Below are 17,485 nucleotides of genomic sequence, written 5' to 3' on the forward strand. Positions count from 1 at the left end.
AGCATTTCCCGACTTCGCATAACAGCAACTAACCGCTTCACTTCGGGACTTACGCCCTCACTCGGTCTGCGACACATTGGCCTCTGGCACTCCTCTTGCTTGCGCAAGCGTCGTTCCAGTCCCTAACGTCCCGCTGGGACTCAGGGCCGGCCCACGTCGGTTAGTCTAGTTCGTTATACGCAAGCAAGGAGAATTCAATTGAATTACACAAAAGACACAAAACGTATAAAATCTTGGATTGAAGAATACCTAATTCCAAAATATCCGGAATTAGTACAACCTATGATCGATGCTTATGATGCCTTTGATCACTATCGTTACGGAGGTTACAAAGATCACGAACTATTGGAAAAAATAACATTAGTCGCTACTAGTCATAGGGGACCATTATATGAAAATGGAACGGATTTATTAGCACACCTTACACAATTTAGTGAAAAGGCCTGTGAAAAAGTTATAGAAATGTCAAAATCTTCTAAATCTCATGTACGCTTTAACTCAATACTTTCAGTTGATAAAGATTCTCCATTAGATTTAAAATTGAATCTATTTAAAATTGTCCTAAATGATAAAAGCAAGAGAGTTAAATCTAAAGCATGGGATTGGATTGAAAGAATAAAATTCAAAGAAATTTTACCTGATATGTATAATAGTCTAATCAATGAGAAAGATGAAGAATTGAAAAAATCAGGTTTATTCTCATATTATCTTCTCAAGGATGGCTTCTATTTAAGGGAAGGCTCAAGTTCAGAATCAAAAGAACTTACTGTTGTCATTAAGTCGGGATTAAGCAGTAGAACACTAACTCTAGATGAATGTAAAAGCCCAATTTTAGAAAAAATCATCAAAGAAATACAAAATAATAATTAATCTCCTTGCCTGCGTATAACAGCGGGGAAACGCTTCACTTCGGCACTGCCGGCCTCGTTCGGGCTACGCCACATTCCTCTCCGTCACGCTTCTCGCTCCGCAAGAAGTCGCGCCGACGCTAACGCCTCTGCGAGGCTCAGCTACGAGGAACGTCGTCTCCCCTAGTTCGTTATACGAAAGAACGGCAAAATTATATACTGTAAAATAAAAATTTCAATTTTATTTGCCCTATAATATTAATATAGATTCCAATTTTAATTTTAAACAAATATAACTCTATAAATCAAATGAATAAAAAACCAAAGAAAACTAACAAAGATAATGACTATTTTAATTATTCAGATTCTTGGGTTTTCGAATCGCTAGTCTTTTCTACAAAAGATGAGACAATATTGGATTTCTCTCAACTCATTGCTGCTGGTGATTCATTAAATCATGCCATTTTAACATTAGAAGAAATAAAGGATGCATTGATAAAACTACAAAGAAAAGGATTTATTCAATTTAGTAACAATATCATCAAATATACCGAATCAGGTAAAAGTATAATTAAAAAAAACAAGGAAATAAAGGGAGGTTTATTTTCTCGAATAGATATATGCCAAAAGGTATTAAATTCAAATATCAGTGAACAAACAAGTGAAAACAACATCAATTTTTTTGATTCTCTCACTGAAAAAGAAATTCATACAAATTATATAAAACATAAAAAAAAACTAAAGAGCAAAAGCCGTTCCTTCGTATAACAGCAACTAACCGCTGCGCTTCGGGACTTACGCCCTCGCTTGGTCTGCGACACATAGGCTTCTGGCACTCCCCTTGCCTACGCAAGTGTCGTTCCAGTCCCTAACGTCCCCTTCAGGGACTCAGGGCCAGCCTACGTCGGTTAGTCTAGTTCGTTATACGAAAGACGATCAAACGATATGAAACCAAATCTATTCAACTACGGAACTTCGGAACTAACTCAAGATGCATTTTTCGTTTGGCTTTTCAATTGGGCTGCAAAGGAAAATGAAACTCTAAATAAAGAACTTTACGAATGCGCTCATTCTTTAATTAAAACTTTAATAAATAGAAGTGACCTTGTTATTTCTCAAATAGAAATAGTAAAACAAGAAAAAGCAATAGATATCTGCATAAAAATAAATGATTCAATATTGATAATAATAGAAGATAAGATTCACTCAGGTGCACATTCAGACCAACTTTCTCGGTATAAAAAACTAAAAGAGAATTGGTGTTTCAAAAACAATTTTTCTCTATATTGCGTTTATTTAAAAACTGGGTCTGAAAGTCGTAAAAGCTTAACAAAAGTTATTAACGAAGGATTCAAGGTATTCGATCGATCAAATCTAATTATGAATTTAATCAACTATGACTATATTAAAAATGAAATTTTCACAGATTTTCTTAATTATATTCTTAAACTTGAAAAAGATGAAAAAAAATTTCTGTCCAAAAAAAGTCAAGACTGGAATTATTTTCAATGGATAGGTTTTTTCAAAGCCCTTGAAACTTATTTTGAGGATTCCGATTGGACCTATGTTTCAAATCCGAAAGGTGGGTTCATGGGTTTCTGGTGGAACTACATAACCTGGGGAAACTATCTCATTTACCTTCAAATTGAACATTGGCAATTATGTTTTAAAATAGAAAACGTCGTTGAAAATAGACAACTAATCAGAGAAAATGCTTCAAACTTTATAATTGATAATTCTAAAGTAAAAAATATTAATACGATTACTAAACCAAATAGATTTGGTAACGGAAAAACAATGACCATTGCAACAGTAGAAAAGCAAAACTGGCTAATAGAAAATAGATCAACTATCGATACTGAAAAAACCATTGCAAAACTAAAATATTATAGTGATTTTTTAAATTCTATTTCTAACGAATCGTCCTTCGTATAACAGCGACTAACCGCTTCACTTCGGGACTCGCGCCCTCGTTCGGTCTACGACACATAGGCTTTTGTCACTCCTCTTGCCTACGCAAGCGTCGTGCCAATCCCTAACGTCCCGTCGGGACTCAGGGTCAGCCTACGTCGGTTAGTCTAATTCGTTATGCGTAATCCCTATAGACTATTTTTTAGTCAATATCGACTATTTTTTAGTTGATGCATTTAAGTAAAGCTGTATCAATGAACCATGATACTTGATGGTATATTTGGGAATAAAACAGCTTCACGAGTTCTTCTACATTTATTTCATTACAATGAAATTCATTCAGCTGCAATAGCAAAGGATTATCAACTCGCTCCTACACCAATTAGGTTACAACTCGAACGTTTTGAAAATGCCGGTATTCTTGTAGCAAAAAATGTAGGAAGAACTAGACTTTTTTCATTTAACCAAAAATCGCCTTTTGTCAAACCTATTAAAGATATCTTAGCTATATTTTATAATTCATTAACTATAGAAGAAAAAGAAAAAATATTTTCAGAACGAAGAAGACCTCGGCTAAAAGGGAAACCTGTATATGGAAGAACCTAATTGGACTATTGTTGACGAGGAAGACCTTTGGAAATTTGTTGGATGGCATCTTGCAAATAAAGGAATTCATTCCGTTTTAGTTGGTGGTGCTGTCGTGGCAATTTATTCAAAAGGAGCATATCGTTCTGGAGATTTAGATTTAGTTGAACCTCTTTTATCAAAGGAGATTGAAATCAAGTCTACTATGGAAAGTATTGGCTTTAATAAAGTAAACCGTCATTATGTTCACCCAAAATGTCAGCATTTGTATATTGAATTCGTTTCTGCACCAGTATCAATAGGTGATGATTACAGAATTATTCCTGACGAAAAAGAATTCAAAGGAAAGATACTCAAAATTTTATCTCCTACAGATTGTATCAAAGATAGACTAGCTTCATTCATACATTTCAAAGCTAGAGAATGTCTAGATCAGGCATTGTTAGTTGCAAAAAGTCAAAATTTTAACTTACAAAAAGTACAAGAATGGTGTCTAAATGAGTCGAGTAGCGGTAAAGAGGCTTTCGATGAATTCATTAAGCTATATAAGAAATAATTTAATATACGGGACTACGCATAACAGCGACTAACCGCTTCGCTTCGGGTCTTCGCCCTCGCTCGGCCTTCGGCAAATTCCTCTCCGGCACGTCCCTTGCCTCCGCAAGTTACGCGCCGACGCTAACGCCTGCCTTGCAGGCTCAGCTCCGAGGAACTTCGGGTAGCTGTTTTCGTTATACGCCATGTTTCAAAAAATATGAAAAAAAGAATAACTAAATTATTAATATTTGTTTCGCTGATACTATCCGTTAATTCTCTATTCATCGAAAGATATTTCATTCGATTCCCTGAATATGAAATAACATCAGAGAAAATTCCAAAAAGTTTTGATGGCTATAAAATTGCTGTTTTGTCTGATCTCCACTATGGTTTCCTAGTTCCTGAATTTTGGATCAAGCATACGCTGAATTCTATAAATGACAAAAATCCGGATTTAATTGTAGGTATTGGAGACTATGTCAAAAAAAGAAATTTTGATCAGGAATTAATTAATGTTTGGCAATTGCTAAAAATCTTAAAAGCGAAAGATGGTGAATTTTTTGTCAATGGAAACCACGACCACTGGGCAAACGATAAATTGTCTTTAAAACTATTAGAAGAAAGTGGAAAATCCATTCGAAATAGAAAAGTATTTATAAATAAAGGAAATGAAAGAATACTATTCGCTGGATTAGGAGACTTTTGGGAAGATCATATTCCAATCGATGAAATTTTAAAAGGATCTAATTCGATAGATTTCAGAATTGCCTTGGCTCATAATCCTGATTCTTCAAATACTCCTCATTCCGAAAAAATTGATTTATTCATTGCTGGACATACCCATGGTGGACAAGTTCGAATTCCATTTGTAAGTAAATCTCCTGTTTTGCCAGTAAAGGACAAAAACTTTGATATTGGAATTAGATATTCTAGATTAAATGAGTTAGTTTTAATCTCTGCTGGAGTTGGTTGGTCTATTCTTCCAATTCGTTTTAACTGTCCGGCTGAGATTCCAATCATTGTTTTACGATCTAAATAGACACTAAATTGCGAAACACGGCGTATAACAGCGTCTTCCCGCTACGTTTCGGGACAAGCCCTCACTCGGCCTGCGGCAAATTGTCCTTCTGTCACTCGCTCGCATACGCAAGCTACGTGCCAGTCCCTAACGTCCCATTCGGGACTCAGGGTCGGACAACTTCGGGAAGACTAGTTCGTTAGTCGCAATGTTCTTAAATTATAATAAAAAATGAAAATTATTAGTTGGAATTGTGGCGGAGGATTTAGAAAGAAATTTAAGAAAATAGAAAAGTTAGAACCTGAAATTCTGATAATTCAAGAATGTGAAAATCCAGATAAATATAAAAGTGATTTCAAAGATTTTAAATATTCAAAATATATTTGGAAAGGAGATTCGGAAAATAAAGGCATAGGTATTTTTTTCAAAACAAACATTGAATTCAATGAATTCAATGAATTAAAATGGAATGGAATTTACGAAATAAACATACCAGAAATAAATTCAGATCACTTATCATGGCAATCAAAGGATCTTAAACAATTTTTACCCGTATCTATCAATAGCAATCTTAATATCCTCGCCGTATGGACGAAAGGTCGTGGAAACCAAACCTTTAAATATATTGGTCAATTTTGGAAATACATATTAGCGAATAAAACGCAAATTTCTGAAAAACCTACGATTATAATTGGAGATTTTAATAGTAATAAAATTTGGGATAAAATTGATAGATGGTGGAACCATACTGAAGTCATTAATATTCTAGAATCATGGAATTATAAAAGTTTGTATCACGAATTAAATATGGAAGAACAAGGAAAGGAAAAAAGTCCGACTTTTTATCTCCATCGAAAATTTGATAAAGCATACCATATTGACTATACATTTATTCCCAAAGGCTACATTGAGAAGTCCAAAATCGAAATTGGAAAATGCAATGATTGGATTAATTTTAGTGATCACATGCCTTTAATCGTAGATTTTGAAAATTAATTCACAGTAACAAAGAACACTGCGACTAACAGCGGGGAAACGCTGCGCTTCGGCACTACGGCCTCGCTTGGTCTGCGACACATTCCCCTCTGGCACTCCTCTTGCTTGCGCAAGCGTCGTTCCAGTCCCTAACGTCCCTGCCGGGACTCAGGGTCGGGGAACGTCGTTTACACTAGTTCGTTATACGCTATGCTCTTAAATTAATTATGAAAAAAATATCACTCATTTTTGGAAATGCAAAGTATCCGGGAAATATCTTAAATAATCCTACAAATGATGCAATTGAAATGGAAAAGAATCTTACACAACTAGGTTTTAAAACAATATTAAATATCGACTCTACAATTAAAGATATGCATTCATCTTTAAAAGATTTTGAAAATGTACTAAAAGAAAATGAAATCGGTTTATTTTTCTTTGCAGGTCATGGTATGCAAATTGATGGAGTTAACTATCTAAATGCAATCGATACAGATTTTACAAGTGAAAGTTACGCTAAACATACCTCTCTTCCATTAAATCTTGTAATCGATATTCTAGAAAAAAGTCCTATCTATACAAAAATAATAATCCTCGATGCTTGCAGAGACAATCCTTACGAAAGAAGCTTCAGAGGAAATGTTCTTGGATTAGCCCCAATCTTTGCACCTATAGGCACTATTATTTCTTATGCTACTTCACCAGGACAACTCGCATCCGATGGCAAAGGTTTAAACGGTGCCTTTACTGAAGCATTGTTGAAGCATATCAATACTCAAGATATTAAAATTGAAGAATTATTCAAGCGTGTAAGAAATGATTTAAGCATGATTACGAATAAAAAGCAAATATCATGGGAACATACTTCTCTTATGGGTGATTTTTATTTCAACTTAAGCATTGTTAACGATGAATTCAATTCAACTTATTCAAAAGAAGCTCTTGCTGATAAACATTTTGATTATTCTAGTAAAGAGGATATAATGGAAATAATTCTCGGACTAAGAAGTCATGATTGGTATAAGCAAAATCCAGTAATTCCAAAAATAAATTATCTAAATTTTGTTGAGTGTAAAAAAGATCATTTATTTATTCTCGGTCGAAATATTTATCAAGCTGCCGATGGAAATGCTAACAACGCTAAATCCTTTATGAACGCATTAAATATATTTATAAAAGAAAAAGATCCTGAAGTTATTTTCCATATCCTAAATGGAATGTTATTCGAAATCTATTTTGATTCTGAAGGTAAGTTACGAGATGAATATAAATTTGGTTTTGGAGAAGCATTGTATAACTTAATATCATTACCCGAACATCGAAATTCCGGCATTTTTATATATCAAAAATTATCTGAATATAATTTCTTAATAAATTTCAATCCAATAACATTACGCCAAATAGAATTTGTAGTAACCTTTTCAAATAACGAAGAAGACGGTTGGTTTGTAGAATCCCTATCAGTTGACGGAATTAATTGTCTTTACGAAAGTTCAGGGAAGAAAATATATCAATTTGAAAGTGACCAATATTATTCTTATGCAATCGATGTAAGAAACTTAAACGATATAATTTCGAAAAAAATTGGAGCTCCAAAAAACAGATTAACCTTTCAATTTAAAAACTTACCTGCAGAAGTCACAAGAGTAGTATTTCCATACAATTTTAGAATATTAAGACATCCAATCCATTGAACAAAGAGCACAGCGTATAACAGCATGTTACCGCTACGCTTCGGCACAAGGCCTCGCTCGGCCTGCGGCAAATTCCCCTTCTGGCATTCGCCTTGCTTACGCAAGCTGCATGCCAGTCCCTAACGTCCCGTCGGGACTCAGGGTCGGGAAACGTCGATTAGCCTAGTTCGTTATGCGTAATCGCTCAAATTTATTCCCAAAAACATGGGAAACACTTTTTAATATGCTAAAAATATCGAAAACAGAGGCAAAAGCACCATATTCAATCGCTTGACTTTTACACAAAAACGACCAATTTTGAGATATGGCGATAGTTGAACTTCTAGATTCAAACTCTATTCAAAACTCCTTAAAAAATTACAAAAAGGAATTGGATATTCTAGGAGTGGAGACCATTCATCTTTTTGGATCCGTCGCTAGAAATGAAGCAAGGCAGAATAGTGATATTGATTTCCTTGTCAAATTCAAGTCTGGAATGAAAAATTTTGATAATTATATTAATCTTACATTTCTACTTGAAGACATTTTTAAAGTAAAAGTTGATTTACTTACTACTGAATCTATATCTGGTTCTCTGAAAATTTCCGTTGAAAGTGAGTCAGTATTAATTGAAGTCTGACTTAGATTATATTAAGCATATTTATAATGAAATTCTCTTTCTAAAGGATGAATTATCAAAAACTGATGAAAATTCATTTCTTAATAATAATGTTCTAAAACGAGCCTTTGTTCGAAGTATTGAGATTATTGGCGAAGCCTCTAATAAACTTTCTGATTCTTTTAAGAAAAAGCATAATCAACCTGAATGGCGAAAATTTTCTGCAACAAGAAACCATTTAATACATGGCTACTTCATCGTTGATTATGATATTGTTTGGGATCTTGTTAAAAACAAAATTCCAATACTTGAAATTCAAATTAAAGAAATTTTACAAAAAGAAAAGACACTTTTTGATTAACTTCCGCGACTACGCATAACAGCGACTAACCGCTTCACTTCGGGACTTACGCCCTCGTTCGGTCTCCGACACATAGGCTTTTGTCACTCCTCTTGCTTACGCAAGCGTCGTGCCAATCCCTAACGTCCCGTCCGGGACTCAGGGTCAGCCTACGTCGGTTAGTCTAGTTCGTTATACGACATTCGTCGGAATAAATTTTTAAAAAAGAGAAAAATATGAAACAAAATATTAAGAAAATCCTATTTGCCGGTCTACTAGTCATCTATTCCAACTTAACTAGTTTAACTGCACAATCGTTACAGCCCATTCTAATTCGACCTTTCGGTGATTCTATCACTTATGGTGTTGGTTTTTCTGATTGGGGTAATTGTTACGTTTCACAAATAAACCAACAACTTTGTATGCCTCCTGCATTGGCTGGAGGTGGATATAGAGGATGGTTGACTTTACTTGCTACTCAAGGTTTAGGATTATATTTTACTACTGAAGGTTACCAAAGCGGTGGATCCTATTATTTACAATGGATAACTAATACTCAAACTCATGATGGTTATCCAGGTTATCGAACTGACCAGCTAATTCAAATCTCAACCTTCGCTAGTTTTTCTAACTTTACATTATTACATGCAGGTACAAATGATATTCTACAGAATAAATCTTACGAAACTGCTGCTATTAACCTATTTATTATTATTAATAACATTCTAGCAGCAAATACAAATACTACTGTCGTTGTTGCTAAAATAATTCAAATTTCCTCCATTAATCAACTGTTTTCAAATCTAAATTCCCAAATACAATTATACAATAGTCTTATTGATAGTAAATATAACGCTCTACCACCAATTATAAAAGCTAGAGTCAGGGTAGTAAATATGTTTAATCTCTTAAATGATCAAAATGATTACTCACCTGATGGTATTCATCCAAATGCTTTCGGTTATTTTAAAATGGCATGTAATTGGATGCAGGGAATAACCAATTCAAACCCTTCTGGACCTTGTAATGGATTAAACTTCGAAAAATTAAAAATACAAATGAATTCTAAAGGTTTTGATGACAATGATTATAAATCGCCAAAAGATAAAATAGAAAAACTAATAAAAGGAGAACTGTAGCTCCTAACTCTAACTCCGAACGTCGTATAACAACGGCGAATCGCTGCACTTCGGCACTTGCGGCCTCGTTTGGGCTGCGCCACATTCCTCTCCGTCACGATTCTCGCTCCGCAAGAAGTCGCGCCGACGCTAACGCCTCCACAGGAGGCTCAGCTACGAGGAACGTCGATTAGCCTAATTCGTTATACGACAGTCAGCAAATGTATGCCTCAGGACATGGGAAAAGCTGAAGAAAAATCGGGAAATTTCAGACTTGACAAAGCCAAAATATATATACTAAAATGTATATATGAATCGTGCAAAATTATTTAAAAACGGTGATAGTCAAGCAGTTAGACTTCCAAAAGAATTTCGTTTTAAAGGAAAAGAAGTCTACATCAGAAAAGACGGAAATTGTGTCATTATTTCTCCGATCGACGATGCCGTTGATAGATTATGGAAATCTCTAAGTGATTTTTCTGATGATTTTAACATAGAAAGAAATCAACCGAAAACTTTTGATAAGAGAAATTCTATATGAATCAGTATTTGTTAGATACAAATATTTGCATTTATATCATTAATCAAAAGCCTGAAATCGTTTATCAAAAATTCAAAAAAATAAGCCTAGATAACATTTTTATTTCTGCCATCACTGAGTTTGAACTTAGATATGGAGTTGAAAAAAGTCAAAAATCAGAACAAAATCAAAAAACTCTTAATGAATTTCTTGGATTTCTAAATATCATTCCTTTCGATTCTGAATCTGCTTCTAAAGCTGGTTCAATAAGAACAAAACTAGAAAAAAAGGGAGAAATTATAGGTCCCTACGACTTACTCATTGCTTCTCAAGCTATCGCAAATGATATTATACTAGTTACAAACAATGAAAAAGAATTTAAGAGAATTAAAGAACTTAAAATCGAAAACTGGATTAACTAGAATGCTGACCGTCGTATAACAGCGACTAACCGCTTCGCTTCGGCACAAGGCCTCGCTCGGCCTCCGGCAAATTCCCCTTCTGGCATTCGCCTGCATACGCAAGCTACATGCCAGTCCCTAACGTCCCGCCGGGACTCAGGGTCGGGGAACTTCGGTAACATTAGTTCGTTATACGACATTTCCGAGAGATCTAAAAAAGAACGGGCGTCCATGCCCGTAAGAACGAAAAAAGCGAGAAAAAGAGGTTACATAATTCTTGACAGATATTACTTACACGTTATATTACTCTAAGTGTATGAAATAAAAAGAACCGAAGAGATAGTTCTCTGGTTAAAAGATCTGGATAATGATGCAAAAAAGGATATTTTAGTTTCTATCGAAATTCTTAAAGAGTTTGGGCCTAGACTTGGAAGACCACATGTTGACACCATTACCGGCTCTAAAATTAAAAATTTAAAGGAACTTAGAGTTAATAGTAAAAATAGACCTTTTAGGATATTTTTCGTTTTTGATCCAAAGAGAAATGCCATTTTACTCATTGGTGGAAACAAAGCTACTTCTAAGAAATTTTATCCTAACATGATTAAAAAATCTGAAGAATTATACTCAGAATATTTGGGAGATTTGTAATATGATTAAGAAAAAGAAAGAATTAAAAAGTTTTGATACTGATCTCACAAAATTTGTTTCACAAGATATTATTGATCAAGCAAAAGCTGAGGCTCAGAAACAAATTTTCAAATTAAAACTTGCCGAACTAAGACAAAAACAAGGAATTAAGCAAACTGATGTAGATGGTTTTTCGCAAGTCAGTGTTTCTAGAATTGAATCTAGATCTGATATTAAAATCTCCACACTAGTCGACTATGTTCATGCATGTGGATTTGATGTTGAAATTAAAGCTGTTCCCAAAAAAAAGAAAAACAAAGAAGAATTTGTTTTATTAAGAGCCTAAGAAAACGCCATCCGTGGCTTAACTAAATAATTACATTCGGAAACGTCGTATAACAGCGTCTTCCCGCTACGTTTCGGCACAAGGCCTCACTCGGCCTCCGGCAAATTCCCTTCCGGCACGCTTCTTGCCCAGCAAGAAGGCGCGCCGACGCTAACGCCTACTCCGTAGGCTCAGCTACGAGGAACGTCGTCTCCACTAGTTCGTTATACGCAAGACCGTTAAGCTTTAGTTTTAAGGAAAAATTTAAGTAGTTGACAACGTAAACCAATTAAACTATTACTCTAAATAGTGGAAAAACGAATTTGCCATTATCCTCTAAAAAAGATCAAAGAACTGATAATGGAAGGAAAATACTCGGTAACGAGAAAAGCTCAAAAAACTGCTCTCGAACATTTTGGGTATGGAGAAGAGGATATTATCAATGATGTTCTAAATTTGCAAAATGCTGACTTTTTCAAATCTATGACCTCTCATAATAATCACCTACTCTGGCATGATGTTTATAAAAAAGTAAGTAACAATTTCAAAATATATATTAAAATTCAAATTTCTAACAGCAATACATTAGTTATTTCTTTTAAAGGAGACGAAAGCATATGAAAGATAAAAAATGGATCGATTGTCCTTCCTGTGGCGAAGTAAATTCTATGGTCTTCAAATCTGACGTTTCTGAAAACTATTTTGTTAAAGATTATGGAACTATTAAAATTAATAACTTAGAAGGTTATTTTTGCAAAGGTTGTAAAGATGGAATTTTCACAAGGAAATCTCAAAATCATATCAATTCCGCAATTGCTGAGTTTAAAGCAAAAAAAGATGCTGAAGTCACTGTTGCTGCTGATCTTATAAGTGTTGATGAGATGGCGAAGAAATTAAAACTAACTCGCCAATCTATTCACAAAATGATGAATATTGGTAAAATCAGATATGTCTTTGTTGGAGATATCAGATTACCATTAAAAAATCAAAAACTCTCTCACAAGTAACGGTCCAGCGTATAACAGCGACTAACCGCTTCACTTCGGGACTTACGCCCTCGTTCGGTCTGCGACACATAGGCTTTTGGCACTCCTCTTGCCTACGCAAGCGTCGTGCCAATCCCTAACGTCCCCTCCAGGGACTCAGGGCTCAGCCTACGTCGATTAGCCTAGTTCGTTATGCGTAATGCCTTAAATTTAAATCTCAGGAGATGCAAAAAAGAATAAAATATACTTGGAAAACTTCAAAAAAAAAGCTTGAAATAAGGTTATACCAAAGTTATACTAATTCCATGAAAACTGCAATATCTATTCCAGACGATTTATTCGTTTCTGCTGAAAATACTGCTAAAAAATTAGGGATTCCAAGAAGTCAGTTATTTGCAAAGGCACTGGAAGAATTTATACAAAATCATTCAAAGGAAAAAATTACGGAAAAACTAAACGAAGTTTACGCTAAGAATTTATATGATTCCGATAAACAAATTTCGAATATTTCAGTCTCCACTCTGAGAAAAAGTCTTAAAAATGACGCGTGGTGAAATATGGTGGGTCGATTTAGGAATCCCTTTTGGAAGCGAACCAGGTTATAAACGACCTGTTCTAATAATTCAGGACAATTCTTTTAACGAAAGTAATATCAATACAATCATTGTTGTCCCGCTCACCACTAATTTAAATATAGCTACCGCTCCAGGAAATGTTTTATTAAGTAGGAAAGATACAAATCTTTCAAAAGATTCAGTCGTTAATGTTTCTCAAATTGTAACTCTCGATAGAGAAAGATTCATAAACAAAGCATCTGAATTAAAAATCAAAAATATAAAAAAGGTAGAAGAAGGGATTAAACTTGTTCTTTCTTTGGAATAATCGGTACTACGCATAACAGCGACTAACCGCTTCACTTCGGGACTTGCGCCCTCGTTCGGTCTACGACACATAGGCTTTTGGCACTCCTCTTGCTTACGCAAGCGTCGCGCCAATCCCTAACGTCCCGGTCGGGACTCAGGGCCAGCCTACGTCGGTTAGTCTAGTTCGTTATGCGAAATAATTTAAGAAATTTAATGAAAATAATAAACAAAAAACCGAAAGAAATTTTTAGAAGAATAACCGTTACCCTTTTATTCTTCATATCCATAAATTTAAATGCACAATCTAGTTCGCCAACTGAAGCGAATAAACCGAGAAAAAAAATACATATATACATTGCTCTTACTGCTTTTTCAAAAAGTTCAATTAATCTACTCTATGCTATCTCTAACAATTTCTATTACGGCTTATCATATCGAACTGGTGATGAACCAATTCAAAAAGGGGTAATCTCACCTGGCATTTATGAAGATTCAGTCGATATTAAGGAATTTAAAAGAACTAGGATGAATGAATCTTGGGGATTGCGAACTCAATACTTCTTTTTTGGAAGCTTCTACGGTAGCTTAAATTTTGGTTTAAATAAAGCCTATAAAGAAGAGCAAAAAAACCAATTTTTTATTCAAAGTAACAATATTGATTTCAAACCATATCAAAAAACCACTATTTATTCCGATAGATATTCTGCTTCTTTAGGAATTGGATACAGAAAAGAAATTTTTGAATTTTTAATTATTGGTTCCGAATTTGAATATGGACACTTATCAACGAGAAGGATAAATGAGCATTACTCTTTCAATCCGCAATATTTCAATGGACTACCAGATAATTATGTTACAGAACAAGTTTTTCTAAGAGAAAAAAATCAAAACTCTCGAGATTACTTAAGTGTTTCTGTATACGCGGGAATTGCTTTATAACATTAAATTACTTCGCATAACAGCGTCTACTCACTGCGCTTCGGCACTTACGGCCTCGCTTGGCCTGCGGCACATTTCCCTTCTGGCATTCGCTCGCATACGCAAGCTACATGCCAGTCCCTAACGTCCCGTCGGGACTCAGGGTCGGGGAACTTCGGTAACACTAGTTCGTTATGCGTAATTTTTGAAAAATAATTATGAATAAAATCAAAAAAGAAAACAATGAAAATTCTAAAGCAAAGCAATTAAACCAAATAAAAGCAACTTTGCTTAAAAATGGAAACCCTCGATTCCAAATGTTTGTAATTTTAAGTGCTAGTTTTATCTGTGCTACGATTACTTCTATTGTACTTCTTAACTTGGGCCTTTCATTAATGTATATTAGATATCCACTTGCCATATTCACTGGATATCTTTCATTTTTTCTTTTTCTTCGTATTTGGGTAATTTTTGCATTCAAAGGAATGAATCTACATCCGGATGAATCTTATAATCTTCTTAGAATTGATTCTAATAGAAATCTTAGTAGTAGCAATATTAATAGCACTTCGAAAATTTATGATTTTCTCTTTGATTATGAACAAATATTTTTGGTTATATTTATCCTAATCATAACTTTCTCAATCTTCATTATATTCGCTTATGTTATATTTATCTCCCCAATTTTTCTATCTGAAATTATATTTGAATCGTTTGCTTTGACTTTTATTTACAAAAAAATAAAGAATTATCAAAGTATCGGATGGTATGGTGTCGTTATAAAAAATACAATTATACCTTTTTTATTTTTACTCGCTATAATCACTTTCATAGTTTTTGCAATCCAATCAGCTTTTCCAGAAATTAAAAGTATGGGTCATTTAATTGATTCAATTATTGAAAATAATTAGCAAAAATCAAAAACTACGCATAACAGCGACTTACCGCTTCGCTTCGGCACTTACGGCCTCGCTTGGGCTGCGCCACATTTCCCTTCTGGCATTCGCCTTGCTTACGCAAGTGTCGTTCCAGTCCCTAACATCCCGTTCCGGGACTCAGGGTCAGGGAACGTCGTCTCCCCTAATTCGTTATACGCAAGCCAGAAAAATTAGCTCTTAGAATAGAAAATTCGAAATACCGTTCAAAAATACAGTCAAATATATGTATTGACATACATACGATTAATGTGTAGAATTTAAATGTGGAGTTTGAATGGGATTCTAAGAAAAATCTAGAAAATTTAGAAAAACACGGGGTTGACTTTTATACCGCACAACTTGCTTTTCTGGATAAAAATAGAATCATTTCAAAAGACATTTTGCATTCTACTGAATCTGAAGAACGTTTCTTTTGTTTCGGTTTAATTCCAGATGGAATTATTACTGTACGATTTACATTAAGAGGAAAAAATATCAGGATCTTTGGTGCTGGCTTCTGGAGAGAGGGAAAAAAACTTTATGAAAAAGAAAACAATTTACACTAATACCCCAAATAACATCTCAAAAGCTATCAATTCTTCTCTGGTTATTGATGATTTTTTACCTCCTCCGGATAAGTTGATTATTAAAGAAGATAACTCAAAAGTTACAATATTACTAAGCAAGAAAAGCATTAGTTTTTTCAAAGATCAATCTAAGAAATCAGGTGTTCCGTATCAATCTATGATTAAAAAGGTTTTAGATTTATACGCGGATAAATTTGCTCACAAGTAAGATTGAATATAGATTAAGAACAACTAAATTCTTAATTATAAAAATACAAGAATTTGCATTTTAAAAAACAGGCCATCTGACCTTTCTGGCCAGCGCATAACAGCGACTTACCGCTTCACTTCGGGACTGGCGCCCTCGTTTGGGCTACGCCACATTCCTCTCCGTCACGCTTCTTGCTCCGCAAGAAGTCGCGCCGACGCCAACGCCTCCTTCAGAGGCTCGGCTACAGGGAACTTCGGGAAGACTAGTTCGTTATACGAAATTTTGAAAAAAATTACATTATAAGATAATACCGGTTGACAATATTATCGGAAGACAGTAATATCTTTTATGATTGTTTCTTTCCGCGATAAAGAGACTGAAAAAATCTGGAAAAGAGAATTTTCCAAAAAAATTCCGACTCAAATTCAGTCTGTTGCATACAGAAAATTGGTTATGATCGCTAAATCTACTGCTTTGGACGATTTAAAAATACCTCCAGCAAATAAACTTGAAAAACTTTCAGGTGATAGAGCTGGCCAACATTCCATTCGAATCAATGACCAGTGGAGAGTTTGTTTCAATTGGAAATCAGAAAATGCTTTCAATGTTGAAATCGTAGACTATCATTAGGAGATTTATTTATGAAAAAAATTCCAAATGTTCATCCTGGTGAAATTTTAAGTGAAGAATTTCTAATTCCTATGAATATTACTGCATATAGATTAGCAAAAGAAACAAAACTTAATCCGACACGAATTAGCGAAATCATTCACGGTAAAAGGGGAATTTCAGCAGATACTGCGCTCAGATTCTCTAAATTCTTTGGAAATTCGGTTCAGTTTTGGATGGGAATACAGGATGAATTCGAAGTCAGAGAAGAAGAAGACAAAATTGAAAAAGAATTAAGATTAATTAGAAATTATAAAGAACTACTTTCCGCTTAAGCTTTTCAAAACTTCGTATAACAGCGACTAACCGCTTCACTTCGGGACTTACGCCCTCGTTCGGTCTGCGACACATAGGCTTTTGTCACTCCTCTTGCCTACGCAAGCGTCGTGCCAATCCCTAACGTCCCGCCGGGACTCAGGGTCAGCCTACGTCGAGTAGCCTAGTTCGTTATACGACATAGTGAAAAATTAAACTACAATGAATTCTTTATCTAAAAAACAAATGAAACACTATATAACTTTTTAAATGGCAATTATAGTTTAAAAGATATCGAGTCTATACTCTTTGAATCAAAGGATATTGAATCTAACTTTGATTACAACGATTACATTGATTTACTTTCTATAAATTTCAACAATAATGCAAGTAGATATGAAGCAATCACGTTAATTGAAAAAAATATTGATATGAAGGAATACGAAACTTGGAGAATAAACAGAATATTTAACAATATTACTAAAAAAGGAGATAATTATTCTGATTCAATAGAGTTACTCTATGATCTATATTGCAAGGGATATTATTTCCTAGAAAAACTTGGTTTAAAATACGGCTTAGTATTGTGTTATCCTAAAG

The 17,485-nt window shown here is 34.5% G+C and carries 25 protein-coding genes; all 25 read left to right on the plus strand.

Annotation, left to right across the window (positions count from 1 at the left end; all coding sequences use genetic code 11):
- Positions 1-198: 198 nt before the first annotated feature.
- The 25 genes from EHQ47_RS16960 to EHQ47_RS17080 all read left to right on the plus strand — a co-directional run bounded on the left by EHQ47_RS16960 (position 199) and on the right by EHQ47_RS17080 (position 16,905).
- Positions 199-870: a hypothetical protein gene (locus EHQ47_RS16960; RefSeq protein ID WP_135777667.1), complete on the plus strand. Its 672-nt coding sequence runs from the start codon at positions 199-201 to the stop codon at positions 868-870.
- 287 nt (positions 871-1,157) lie between these two features.
- Complete coding sequence (locus EHQ47_RS16965; protein WP_135777668.1) at positions 1,158-1,616, plus strand: hypothetical protein; 459 nt, start codon at positions 1,158-1,160, stop codon at positions 1,614-1,616.
- 177 nt (positions 1,617-1,793) lie between these two features.
- Complete coding sequence (locus tag EHQ47_RS16970) at positions 1,794-2,783, plus strand: PD-(D/E)XK nuclease family protein (protein ID WP_135777669.1); 990 nt, start codon at positions 1,794-1,796, stop codon at positions 2,781-2,783.
- Positions 2,784-3,020: 237 nt separating this feature from the next.
- Positions 3,021-3,365 carry a helix-turn-helix domain-containing protein gene (locus EHQ47_RS16975; protein ID WP_135777670.1) on the plus strand — a complete coding sequence of 115 codons (345 nt, stop codon included), beginning with the start codon at positions 3,021-3,023 and terminating at the stop codon, positions 3,363-3,365.
- The gene (locus tag EHQ47_RS16980) at positions 3,352-3,900 is read left to right on the plus strand and encodes a hypothetical protein (protein WP_135777671.1); all 549 of its coding nucleotides are present in this window, start codon (positions 3,352-3,354) and stop codon (positions 3,898-3,900) included. The genes EHQ47_RS16975 and EHQ47_RS16980 overlap by 14 nt, the downstream gene beginning before the upstream one ends.
- Before the next feature lie 210 nt (positions 3,901-4,110).
- The gene (locus tag EHQ47_RS16985; RefSeq protein ID WP_425269588.1) at positions 4,111-4,920 is read left to right on the plus strand and encodes a metallophosphoesterase; all 810 of its coding nucleotides are present in this window, start codon (positions 4,111-4,113) and stop codon (positions 4,918-4,920) included.
- Between the two features lie 210 nt (positions 4,921-5,130).
- Positions 5,131-5,895, plus strand: coding sequence for an endonuclease/exonuclease/phosphatase family protein (locus EHQ47_RS16990; protein WP_135777672.1), 765 nt, complete (start codon positions 5,131-5,133; stop codon positions 5,893-5,895).
- Between the two features lie 206 nt (positions 5,896-6,101).
- Positions 6,102-7,568: a caspase family protein gene (locus EHQ47_RS16995; RefSeq protein ID WP_135777673.1), complete on the plus strand. Its 1,467-nt coding sequence runs from the start codon at positions 6,102-6,104 to the stop codon at positions 7,566-7,568.
- A gap of 304 nt (positions 7,569-7,872) precedes the next feature.
- Entirely contained in the window at positions 7,873-8,187 is a 315-nt protein-coding gene (locus EHQ47_RS17000; RefSeq protein WP_135747119.1) for a nucleotidyltransferase family protein, read from the plus strand.
- Entirely contained in the window at positions 8,177-8,527 is a 351-nt protein-coding gene (locus EHQ47_RS17005) for a HepT-like ribonuclease domain-containing protein (protein ID WP_135599689.1), read from the plus strand. The genes EHQ47_RS17000 and EHQ47_RS17005 overlap by 11 nt, the downstream gene beginning before the upstream one ends.
- Before the next feature lie 215 nt (positions 8,528-8,742).
- On the plus strand, positions 8,743-9,645 hold the full coding sequence (locus EHQ47_RS17010) for a GDSL-type esterase/lipase family protein (RefSeq protein WP_135777674.1): 903 nt from the start codon (positions 8,743-8,745) through the stop codon (positions 9,643-9,645).
- Between the two features lie 289 nt (positions 9,646-9,934).
- Positions 9,935-10,165, plus strand: coding sequence for a type II toxin-antitoxin system antitoxin VapB (gene vapB, locus EHQ47_RS17015; RefSeq protein WP_135747117.1), 231 nt, complete (start codon positions 9,935-9,937; stop codon positions 10,163-10,165).
- A complete protein-coding gene (gene vapC / locus EHQ47_RS17020; RefSeq protein ID WP_135747116.1) occupies positions 10,162-10,566 on the plus strand; it encodes a type II toxin-antitoxin system tRNA(fMet)-specific endonuclease VapC in 405 nt (134 codons plus the stop codon). The genes vapB and vapC overlap by 4 nt, the downstream gene beginning before the upstream one ends.
- Before the next feature lie 291 nt (positions 10,567-10,857).
- Positions 10,858-11,196 (plus strand): type II toxin-antitoxin system RelE/ParE family toxin, encoded by a 339-nt coding sequence (locus tag EHQ47_RS17025; RefSeq protein ID WP_135747112.1) that lies wholly within the window; start codon positions 10,858-10,860, stop codon positions 11,194-11,196.
- 1 nt (position 11,197) lies between these two features.
- Complete coding sequence (locus EHQ47_RS17030; protein WP_135747111.1) at positions 11,198-11,521, plus strand: helix-turn-helix domain-containing protein; 324 nt, start codon at positions 11,198-11,200, stop codon at positions 11,519-11,521.
- Positions 11,522-11,809: 288 nt separating this feature from the next.
- Positions 11,810-12,121 (plus strand): type II toxin-antitoxin system MqsR family toxin, encoded by a 312-nt coding sequence (locus EHQ47_RS17035; RefSeq protein WP_135747110.1) that lies wholly within the window; start codon positions 11,810-11,812, stop codon positions 12,119-12,121.
- Positions 12,118-12,507, plus strand: coding sequence for a type II toxin-antitoxin system MqsA family antitoxin (locus tag EHQ47_RS17040; protein ID WP_135747109.1), 390 nt, complete (start codon positions 12,118-12,120; stop codon positions 12,505-12,507). The genes EHQ47_RS17035 and EHQ47_RS17040 overlap by 4 nt, the downstream gene beginning before the upstream one ends.
- A gap of 284 nt (positions 12,508-12,791) precedes the next feature.
- Positions 12,792-13,040: a ChpI protein gene (locus EHQ47_RS17045; RefSeq protein ID WP_135749826.1), complete on the plus strand. Its 249-nt coding sequence runs from the start codon at positions 12,792-12,794 to the stop codon at positions 13,038-13,040.
- Positions 13,027-13,368: a type II toxin-antitoxin system PemK/MazF family toxin gene (locus tag EHQ47_RS17050; protein WP_135749825.1), complete on the plus strand. Its 342-nt coding sequence runs from the start codon at positions 13,027-13,029 to the stop codon at positions 13,366-13,368. Before EHQ47_RS17045 ends, EHQ47_RS17050 begins: the two co-directional genes overlap by 14 nt.
- A 194-nt stretch (positions 13,369-13,562) precedes the next feature.
- Entirely contained in the window at positions 13,563-14,288 is a 726-nt protein-coding gene (locus tag EHQ47_RS17055; protein WP_244290390.1) for a hypothetical protein, read from the plus strand.
- 197 nt (positions 14,289-14,485) lie between these two features.
- Positions 14,486-15,178 carry a hypothetical protein gene (locus EHQ47_RS17060; RefSeq protein ID WP_135749154.1) on the plus strand — a complete coding sequence of 231 codons (693 nt, stop codon included), beginning with the start codon at positions 14,486-14,488 and terminating at the stop codon, positions 15,176-15,178.
- Between the two features lie 290 nt (positions 15,179-15,468).
- Entirely contained in the window at positions 15,469-15,750 is a 282-nt protein-coding gene (locus EHQ47_RS17065; RefSeq protein ID WP_135749155.1) for a BrnT family toxin, read from the plus strand.
- Entirely contained in the window at positions 15,725-15,979 is a 255-nt protein-coding gene (locus EHQ47_RS19870) for a CopG family transcriptional regulator (RefSeq protein WP_238839480.1), read from the plus strand. The genes EHQ47_RS17065 and EHQ47_RS19870 overlap by 26 nt, the downstream gene beginning before the upstream one ends.
- 330 nt (positions 15,980-16,309) lie before the next feature.
- Entirely contained in the window at positions 16,310-16,591 is a 282-nt protein-coding gene (locus EHQ47_RS17075; RefSeq protein WP_135749156.1) for a type II toxin-antitoxin system RelE/ParE family toxin, read from the plus strand.
- A gap of 11 nt (positions 16,592-16,602) precedes the next feature.
- On the plus strand, positions 16,603-16,905 hold the full coding sequence (locus EHQ47_RS17080; protein WP_015675636.1) for a HigA family addiction module antitoxin: 303 nt from the start codon (positions 16,603-16,605) through the stop codon (positions 16,903-16,905).
- Positions 16,906-17,485 lie beyond the last annotated feature (580 nt).

Origin of the sequence: Leptospira bourretii (assembly GCF_004770145.1) — a bacterium.
GTDB classification, from domain to species: Bacteria; Spirochaetota; Leptospiria; order Leptospirales; family Leptospiraceae; genus Leptospira_A; species Leptospira_A bourretii.

Coding starts and splice junctions, on each gene's coding strand:
- EHQ47_RS16965 (WP_135777668.1), top strand. CDS start 1,158: ATGAATAAAAAACCAAAGAAAACTAACAAAGATAATGACTATTTTAAT.
- EHQ47_RS16970 (WP_135777669.1), top strand. CDS start 1,794: ATGAAACCAAATCTATTCAACTACGGAACTTCGGAACTAACTCAAGAT.
- EHQ47_RS16975 (WP_135777670.1), top strand. CDS start 3,021: ATGATACTTGATGGTATATTTGGGAATAAAACAGCTTCACGAGTTCTT.
- EHQ47_RS16980 (WP_135777671.1), top strand. CDS start 3,352: ATGGAAGAACCTAATTGGACTATTGTTGACGAGGAAGACCTTTGGAAA.
- EHQ47_RS16990 (WP_135777672.1), top strand. CDS start 5,131: ATGAAAATTATTAGTTGGAATTGTGGCGGAGGATTTAGAAAGAAATTT.
- EHQ47_RS16995 (WP_135777673.1), top strand. CDS start 6,102: ATGAAAAAAATATCACTCATTTTTGGAAATGCAAAGTATCCGGGAAAT.
- EHQ47_RS17000 (WP_135747119.1), top strand. CDS start 7,873: ATGGCGATAGTTGAACTTCTAGATTCAAACTCTATTCAAAACTCCTTA.
- EHQ47_RS17010 (WP_135777674.1), top strand. CDS start 8,743: ATGAAACAAAATATTAAGAAAATCCTATTTGCCGGTCTACTAGTCATC.
- vapB (WP_135747117.1), top strand. CDS start 9,935: ATGAATCGTGCAAAATTATTTAAAAACGGTGATAGTCAAGCAGTTAGA.
- vapC (WP_135747116.1), top strand. CDS start 10,162: ATGAATCAGTATTTGTTAGATACAAATATTTGCATTTATATCATTAAT.
- EHQ47_RS17030 (WP_135747111.1), top strand. CDS start 11,198: ATGATTAAGAAAAAGAAAGAATTAAAAAGTTTTGATACTGATCTCACA.
- EHQ47_RS17040 (WP_135747109.1), top strand. CDS start 12,118: ATGAAAGATAAAAAATGGATCGATTGTCCTTCCTGTGGCGAAGTAAAT.
- EHQ47_RS17045 (WP_135749826.1), top strand. CDS start 12,792: ATGAAAACTGCAATATCTATTCCAGACGATTTATTCGTTTCTGCTGAA.
- EHQ47_RS17050 (WP_135749825.1), top strand. CDS start 13,027: ATGACGCGTGGTGAAATATGGTGGGTCGATTTAGGAATCCCTTTTGGA.
- EHQ47_RS17055 (WP_244290390.1), top strand. CDS start 13,563: ATGAAAATAATAAACAAAAAACCGAAAGAAATTTTTAGAAGAATAACC.
- EHQ47_RS17060 (WP_135749154.1), top strand. CDS start 14,486: ATGAATAAAATCAAAAAAGAAAACAATGAAAATTCTAAAGCAAAGCAA.
- EHQ47_RS19870 (WP_238839480.1), top strand. CDS start 15,725: ATGAAAAAGAAAACAATTTACACTAATACCCCAAATAACATCTCAAAA.
- EHQ47_RS17075 (WP_135749156.1), top strand. CDS start 16,310: ATGATTGTTTCTTTCCGCGATAAAGAGACTGAAAAAATCTGGAAAAGA.
- EHQ47_RS17080 (WP_015675636.1), top strand. CDS start 16,603: ATGAAAAAAATTCCAAATGTTCATCCTGGTGAAATTTTAAGTGAAGAA.